Raw genomic sequence first — 267 nt, forward strand, 5'->3', positions numbered from 1 at the left:
GCGCTCGGCATGTTCCGGGAGCACATGGTCCTGGGGGTGGGGCCGGGGCGCTTCGGGGAGCTCAGCACCACGTCGGTCCGGTCGCCGTTGTCCGACGGCAAGCCGCACTCCGCGCCGCTCCAGCTGGCGGCCGAGCAGGGTGTTGTCGGGATGGTGCTGCCGGTGCTGGCCTTCGGCTGGCTGCTGTACGCCCTGTGGCGCAGTCCGCGCTCCACCGCGGTGGTACTGACGGCCGGCACCGCGCTCACGGGCCTCGCCGCCGTCGCC

1 protein-coding gene is annotated in these 267 nt (G+C 74.5%); it reads left to right on the top strand.

The window, feature by feature from the left end:
• Positions 1-267: O-antigen ligase family protein (locus B9S61_RS02250; protein WP_374936169.1), on the top strand; the 267-nt coding region annotated here is incomplete at both ends.

The organism is Streptomyces sp. SM1 (assembly GCF_002910825.1).
Lineage (GTDB): Bacteria > Actinomycetota > Actinomycetes > Streptomycetales > Streptomycetaceae > Streptomyces > Streptomyces okerensis.